At 64.0% G+C, this 6,112-nt stretch carries 6 protein-coding genes; 3 read left to right on the forward strand and 3 right to left on the reverse strand.

Annotated elements, in window-relative coordinates; all coding sequences use genetic code 11:
• Positions 1-36: 36 nt before the first annotated feature.
• Entirely contained in the window at positions 37-459 is a 423-nt protein-coding gene (locus C2U70_RS32080) for a GFA family protein (RefSeq protein ID WP_140982647.1), read from the reverse strand.
• 80 nt (positions 460-539) lie between these two features.
• Positions 540-1,316 (reverse strand): methanethiol S-methyltransferase, encoded by a 777-nt coding sequence (mddA, locus tag C2U70_RS32085; RefSeq protein WP_140982649.1) that lies wholly within the window; start codon positions 1,314-1,316, stop codon positions 540-542.
• 134 nt (positions 1,317-1,450) lie between these two features.
• Between mddA and C2U70_RS32090 the strand changes: the two genes are divergently transcribed.
• Positions 1,451-3,001, forward strand: coding sequence for a winged helix-turn-helix domain-containing tetratricopeptide repeat protein (locus C2U70_RS32090; RefSeq protein WP_140982651.1), 1,551 nt, complete (start codon positions 1,451-1,453; stop codon positions 2,999-3,001).
• Between the two features lie 75 nt (positions 3,002-3,076).
• Complete coding sequence (locus C2U70_RS32095; RefSeq protein ID WP_140982653.1) at positions 3,077-3,628, forward strand: cytochrome b; 552 nt, start codon at positions 3,077-3,079, stop codon at positions 3,626-3,628.
• An 8-nt stretch (positions 3,629-3,636) separates the two neighbouring features.
• Here the strand turns inward: C2U70_RS32095 and C2U70_RS32100 are convergent, their stop codons facing one another.
• Entirely contained in the window at positions 3,637-4,476 is an 840-nt protein-coding gene (locus tag C2U70_RS32100; protein WP_186294595.1) for an alpha/beta fold hydrolase, read from the reverse strand.
• Positions 4,477-4,640: 164 nt separating this feature from the next.
• On the opposite strand from C2U70_RS32100, the gene C2U70_RS32105 reads away from it, so the two are divergent.
• Positions 4,641-6,112: molybdopterin-dependent oxidoreductase (locus C2U70_RS32105; RefSeq protein WP_140982658.1), on the forward strand; the 1,472-nt coding region annotated here is incomplete at its 3' end.

Genomic DNA, 6,112 nt, shown 5'->3' on the forward strand with positions numbered 1-6,112 from the left:
CCCGGGCATGACGAGTTCGTGGCTGGGAATTCCGATCTACTCGCTCACCATCTCGCCGCTGCCGCCGAACTCGGCCGGAAAATCCTTCAGCTTGGGCAGGCCATCGCGCATCGGCAGCACCGTCTCGGCGTAGTTGACGTGGACACCCGGTTCGAAGGCGAGCGTCGGGATCGCTGCGGTGAAGACGTCGACGAGGCCGAGCGGCGGATGGTTGGTCATGAGATGTCCGCCGCATTTGCGGCAGTATTTGCGCTGGCTGAGCGGCGTCTTCGTAAAGGTCTCGATGTGATCGGCGCCGGCGGTGACGCGCACCGCTTCCGGCTTCCACAGGCTGAATGCATTCACCGGGCCACCTGACCACGAGCGGCATGAGTTGCAGTGGCAATAGCCCATCGCTTCCGGCGATCCCGTGACCTCGACGGCGACAGCGCCGCAAAAACATGTTCCAGTATGCTTCACTTTCTTCTCTCCTATTGAACGGATGAATTCAGATTGACGCCTTCGCCTCTCCCCGCGAGCGGGGGGAGGCGAAGGACAGCTCAAATCGATTTGCGCCAGGGAATAAGCATCGCGACGCGCTGTTTGTATTGCCGGTACTCGTCGCCGAACATCGCGACGAGATCCCGCTCCTCCAGGGCAATGCCGAGCAGGATGTAGATCGTGGTCACGGCTGCGAACAGCAGATGGCCCACGGTCATGGTCGGCGCGGCCCAGAACGCGATGATGAAGCCGAGATAGATGGGATGGCGCACGAATTTGTAGAACAGCGGCGTGCGGAAACGTGCCGGCGGCGCTTCCTTGTCGATCACATGATTGGTCACCTGATAGAGCCCGAACAATTCAAAGTGATTGATGATGAAGCTGCTCATGAACACGAGCGCCCATCCTGCGAGCGACAGCGTGATGATGGTCACGGCGACGTCAGGCGCTTCGACGTTCCATACGATCGCGGGCATCGGCCGCCACTGCCAGAACAACAGCAGCAGCGACAGGCTCGCGAGCAGCACGTAGGTGCTGCGCTCCACGGGTTTTGGGACGATCTGCGTCCACCAGGCCTTGAAGCGCTGCCGCGCCATCACGCTGTGTTGAACCGCAAACAGGGCCAGGAGGAGCAGATTGATGACGACCGCCTCGAGCGCCGACGAATCTGCGCCCGTATCGATGCTTTTGGGCACCACCAGGCCCATCACGAAGCCGATGGCGTAGAGAATGGTGACGAGAAAAACGAGATAGGCCGCAATTCCGTACAGAAATGCGAAGAACTTAAACACGCGGGAGCCCGCAACATCCGGGCCGATGGAATGAACTTGGGTCATAGACAGCTCCGTTGCGCCGATAAACCGGCACTCGTTAGGTCGCTGCACCATGCCGCATCGGACGGGCCCGGGCTTTTGCGGAAGATTGATTTTAGCCTGAGACGACGCTGATTTTTGCTTGAGGCGACAGACACGTGCAATTTCACTTTGAAAATCATACCCTTGACCGCAACCTTCGCGAGCTGACGCGGGGCGGCGCGCCCGTGCCGATGCAGCCGCAGGTGTTCGATCTGCTGGTCTATCTGGTCGAGCAGCGGGACCGCGTGGTCAGCAAGGATGACCTGATCGCAAACGTCTGGGGCGATCGCATCGTCTCGGACTCCGCGCTCAACAGCCGCATCAACGCCGCGCGCAAAGCGCTCGGCGACGATGGCGAGGCGCAGCGGCTGATCAAGACCGTCCCACGCAAGGGCTTTCGCTTCGTCGGCGACGTTTTGGAGCAGGAACCGGCGACGGCAGCGGTTGCACGCGTCGAAGCCGCGCCGGCACGTACGGCACCGGATCGCCCGGCGATTGCCGTGCTCGCCTTCGAGAACATGAGTGACGATCCCGAGCAGGAATATTTTTGCGACGGAATCAGCGAGGACATCCTCACCGCGCTCTCGAAAGTGCGCTGGTTCCTGGTGATTGCGCGCAACTCCTCCTTCACCTACAAGGGACGCGCCGTCCACATCAGGGAAATCGCCGACGAGCTCGGCGTCGGCTACGTCGTCGAAGGCAGCGTCCGCAAGGCCGGCGACCGCGTGCGCATCACGGCGCAGCTCAACGATGCCACCACCGGCAGCCATATCTGGGCCGAGCATTACGATCGCGATCTCGGCGACGTCTTCGCCGTGCAGGACGAGATCACCAACGCCATCGTTGCGGCGATCGAACCGCAGATCTACGCGGCGGAGAATTTTCACGCCCGGCGCAAGCAGCCGGCGAGCCTGGATGCCTGGGACCTGCTGATGCGCGGCCTGTCGCACTACTGGCGCATCACGCGGCAGGATCATCAGATGGCGCAGGTGCATCTCGAACAGGCGATCGCCATCGATCCCGATTACGGCCAGGCGCTGTCGTTGCTTGCCGCGAGCCACATGTTCGGCGTACATCTCGGCTGGGCTGAGCTTGCCACGGCCGCACCGATCGCCGAGCGTGCCGCGCTCGCGGCCGTTCGCAGCGACCACGAAGACCCCTGGGCGCACACCGCGCTCGGCAGCGTCTATTTTTCGACCCGGCGGCTGGACGACGCCCTGTCGGAGTTCGAGCAGGCGCTCGCGCTCAACCCGAACTTTTCTGTCGCGCAGGGCTATTACGCGCTGGCGCTGTCCTACGCCGGCCGCAGCAGCGAGTCCTATGAAGCGGCGCAGCGGGCGATCCGGCTCAGCCCGCGCGATCCCTCGCTTGCGATCTACTATGGCATCGCCGGCTATGCGCGCTTCACCGAGCGCCATTACGACGAGGCGATCGCGCTCGCGCGCGAAGCGATTCGTCACCGCGGCGACCTCACCGGCGCCTATCGCGTGCTCGCGGTGTCGGCCGGGATGAGCGGCAACAAAAAGCTCGCCGAGACGGCCCTCACCGAACTGCGCCGCACCCAGCCCAACATCTCGCTCGCCTGGATCGCGACGCAACTGCCGTGGAACAGCGATGCGGATCGCGAGCACTATCTGGAAGGCTTTCGGCGCGCGGGACTGACCTAGCAAGAGCTGCGAATTGACGTGCATCAAGGGCCGGACGACACCGATTGAGTATCGTTATTGCGAGCGAGGTATTTCATGCACGTTCGCAACTCCCCCGACGGCTATGGCGCCGTCGCGATGACCCTGCACTGGGCCGTCGTCATACTGGTGTTCTGCGCCTGGCTGACCGGCCAGTTCGGCGACGTACTGCCGCGCGGCCCGCAACGCGAGGCCGGCGAGTTCATCCACATCTTCCTCGGACTTGCGATTCTTGCGCTGGTGGCGGCCAGGCTGTTCTGGCGCCTCGCCGATCCCCCGCCGCCGGAAGACCCCGCCATCGGCCGCTGGAGCGAACGGGCTGCACGCGCCATACATTATATGATGTACGCGCTGCTGGTCGCCGCGCCGATTGCCGGCATCGCGCTGCAATTCGCCCGCGGCCACGCGCTGCCGGTGTTCGGCCTGTTCGAAATCGCTTCGCCTTGGGTCGCGGACCGCAGTTTTGCGCGCAACGTCAAGGAAGTTCATGAGACGCTGGCCAACGCGCTCCTCCTACTGGTCGGCCTGCATGCGGCCGCCGCGCTGGTTCACCACTATGTGCTGCATGACCGCACGCTGACGCGTATGCTGCCGGGCTCGCGGCGTTAGCGCTTGGCTCAAATACTCGACGCGAATTCGTCGAGCAGCTTGCTGAAGGCGTCCGCCTTTTCCCATTGCACCGCGTGGCCGGCGCCTTCGATCACCTGCACGGCGCTGCGCCACAATGTCGGCGCCGGCAGGCGCTGGAGGTAGCCGAGGTCGGCGATCTGCTCTTCCGCGCCGTGCACGATCGCGAGCGGGATTTTCAGATTGCGCACGATCTCGACCTCATTGGCGAGGCGGCCGGCCTGCGCGCTGGCGCCGAGACAGCCGCGCGCATTGCCGTCGGTCCTGCGAAAATCCGCCTCGACAAAGGGCGGGATCGGCGCATAGCCGGGCGCGAACGCCGACAGCACCCATTCCTTGATCTGCGCTTCGCTTGGTGACGGCGTGAAGACGGTCGCCGACAGGCTCTTGAAACCGGCAAAGCCCTCCGGCCCGACACCGATCGGCGGCGTGCCAAAGATCATCAGGCCGGCGGCACCTGGCAGTGACGCCGCGGCATTCAACACTGCGTGCCCGCCGAGGCTCCAGCCGGCGACCACGGCATCCTTCAGGCCGAGCTCGCGGGCAACACTGGCGATGAGCGCCGCATAGCCGGGTCCGGAATAGTCCTGCTCCGGGTTGGGCGGCGGCGAGGATGCACCGTGGCCGGGCAGATCGATCGCGATCACCCGATATTTGGCGCCGAGCGGGCCCTGCAACTGCTTCTGCCAGATGTGGGATGAGGATGAATTGCCGTGGATCAGCAGGATCGGGCGGCCGGTGCCGAGGCTTTCGAAGCCTGCGATCGTCTGCGCGCCGAGCTCGAGGTGTACCGGGCGCAAGGCGGGACCCGGAAAGGGCTGGTCAGTCATGATTCCACCGATCTGATTTTGGGATTGTTTTTGCGATCGGAACCAGTTTCGCATGCCGGCAACAGCTGTGCCATCAATGTTGCGTGTCCGTTCGGTGGCGGCTTGTTAATATGACGATTATAATATAAAAGACCGGAAACTAGACGATCCCGGGAGAGATGCCGATGCAGAATTCCGAATGGCGCAAGACCGCCTGCAATCTCTGCTACGTCAATTGCGGAATTGAAGTCCGGGTCGATGACGGCCGCATCACGAAGGTGCGTGGCGACCGCGAGCATCCGAAGTCGCAAGGCTATCTCTGCAACAAGGCCTCACGCATCCCGTTCTACGCCCATCACAAGGACCGGCTGACCACGCCGCTGCGCCGCCGCCCCGACGGCGGCTTTGACGCGATCGACTGGGACACCGCGATCGCGGAGATCGCGGCCAGGCTGCGCGACGTCGTCGAACGCCATGGCGGAAAAAGCATCGCGCTCTATGGCGGCGGCGGCCAGGGCAACCATGCCGGCGGCGCCTATGCCAACGCGCTGCTGCGCGCGCTCGGCTCGCGCCACGTCTTCAATGCGCTGGCGCAGGAGAAGACCGGCGACTTCTGGGTCAACGGCCACATGTTCGGCAGCCAGACCTGCCACACCGCCGAGGACGTGCATCACTGCGACCTCCTCTTCGTGATCGGCGCCAATCCCTGGGTCGCGCACGGCTTTCCCAATGCGCGCGACCACCTCAACCAGATCCGAAAAGATCCCACGCGCAGGATGATCGTGATCGATCCACGCCGCTCGGAGACGGCCGAGATGGCCGATCTGCATCTCGCCGTCCGACCCGGCGCCGACGCCTTTCTGCTCGGCGCGATCTTGGCGACGCTGGTGCGGCGTGATGCCGTCGACCACGATTTCATCGCCGAACACACCGCCGGCTATGGCGAGGTGCGCGACGCGTTGCTCAAGATTCCCGTCGCCGAGTGGGCCGAAGCCGCCGACATTCCGCTCGACCAGATCGAGCACTGCGTTGACATGATCGTCGCGGCAAAGGCGATGACGGTGCGTGTCGAGCTTGGCATCCAGCAGGGCGTACACTCCACGCTCAACTCCTACCTGGAAAAGCTCCTGATCATGCTGACCGGCAGCTTTGGCCGGAAGGGCACCAACCAGCTCCATAGCTGGCTGCAGCCCTTGTGGGGCAATTCGCCGAACCAGCGCTTTGCCGCTGTCGATACCGAGGTGATCGGAGGCCTGCTGCCGCCAAACCTGTTCTGCGACGCGGTGCTGTCAGATCATCCCGATCGCCTGCGCGCGGCGTGGATCGATTCGTCCAATCCGGCGAACACGGCGGCTAACACCGCCGCGGTGGAGAAGGCGATGCGCGCGCTCGATCTCGTTGTCGTCGTCGACGTCGCCATGACCGAGACGGCGCAGCTTGCGCATTACGTGCTGCCGGCCTCCTCGCAATATGAGAAGACCGAGTTCACGCTGTTCAACTTCGAATTCCCAAAGAACATCTTCCATGTCCGGGCCGGCGTGGTCGCGCCGCTCGAAGGCACCCTGCCCGAGCCCGAGATCTACACGCGGCTGTCGCGCGCACTCGGCCTGCTGCCCGGTGACAACGCGCTGGCGCCGTTGCGCGAGGCCGCGCTGCA

The sequence above is a fragment of the Bradyrhizobium guangdongense genome, from assembly GCF_006483445.1.
GTDB classification, from domain to species: Bacteria; Pseudomonadota; Alphaproteobacteria; order Rhizobiales; family Xanthobacteraceae; genus Bradyrhizobium; species Bradyrhizobium guangdongense_A.

Bases quoted from the DNA above. Each gene is read 5' to 3' on its own strand.
- C2U70_RS32100 (WP_186294595.1), bottom strand. From the start codon at position 4,476: ATGACTGACCAGCCCTTTCCGGGTCCCGCCTTGCGCCCGGTACACCTC.
- C2U70_RS32095 (WP_140982653.1), top strand. From the start codon at position 3,077: ATGCACGTTCGCAACTCCCCCGACGGCTATGGCGCCGTCGCGATGACC.
- mddA (WP_140982649.1), bottom strand. From the start codon at position 1,316: ATGACCCAAGTTCATTCCATCGGCCCGGATGTTGCGGGCTCCCGCGTG.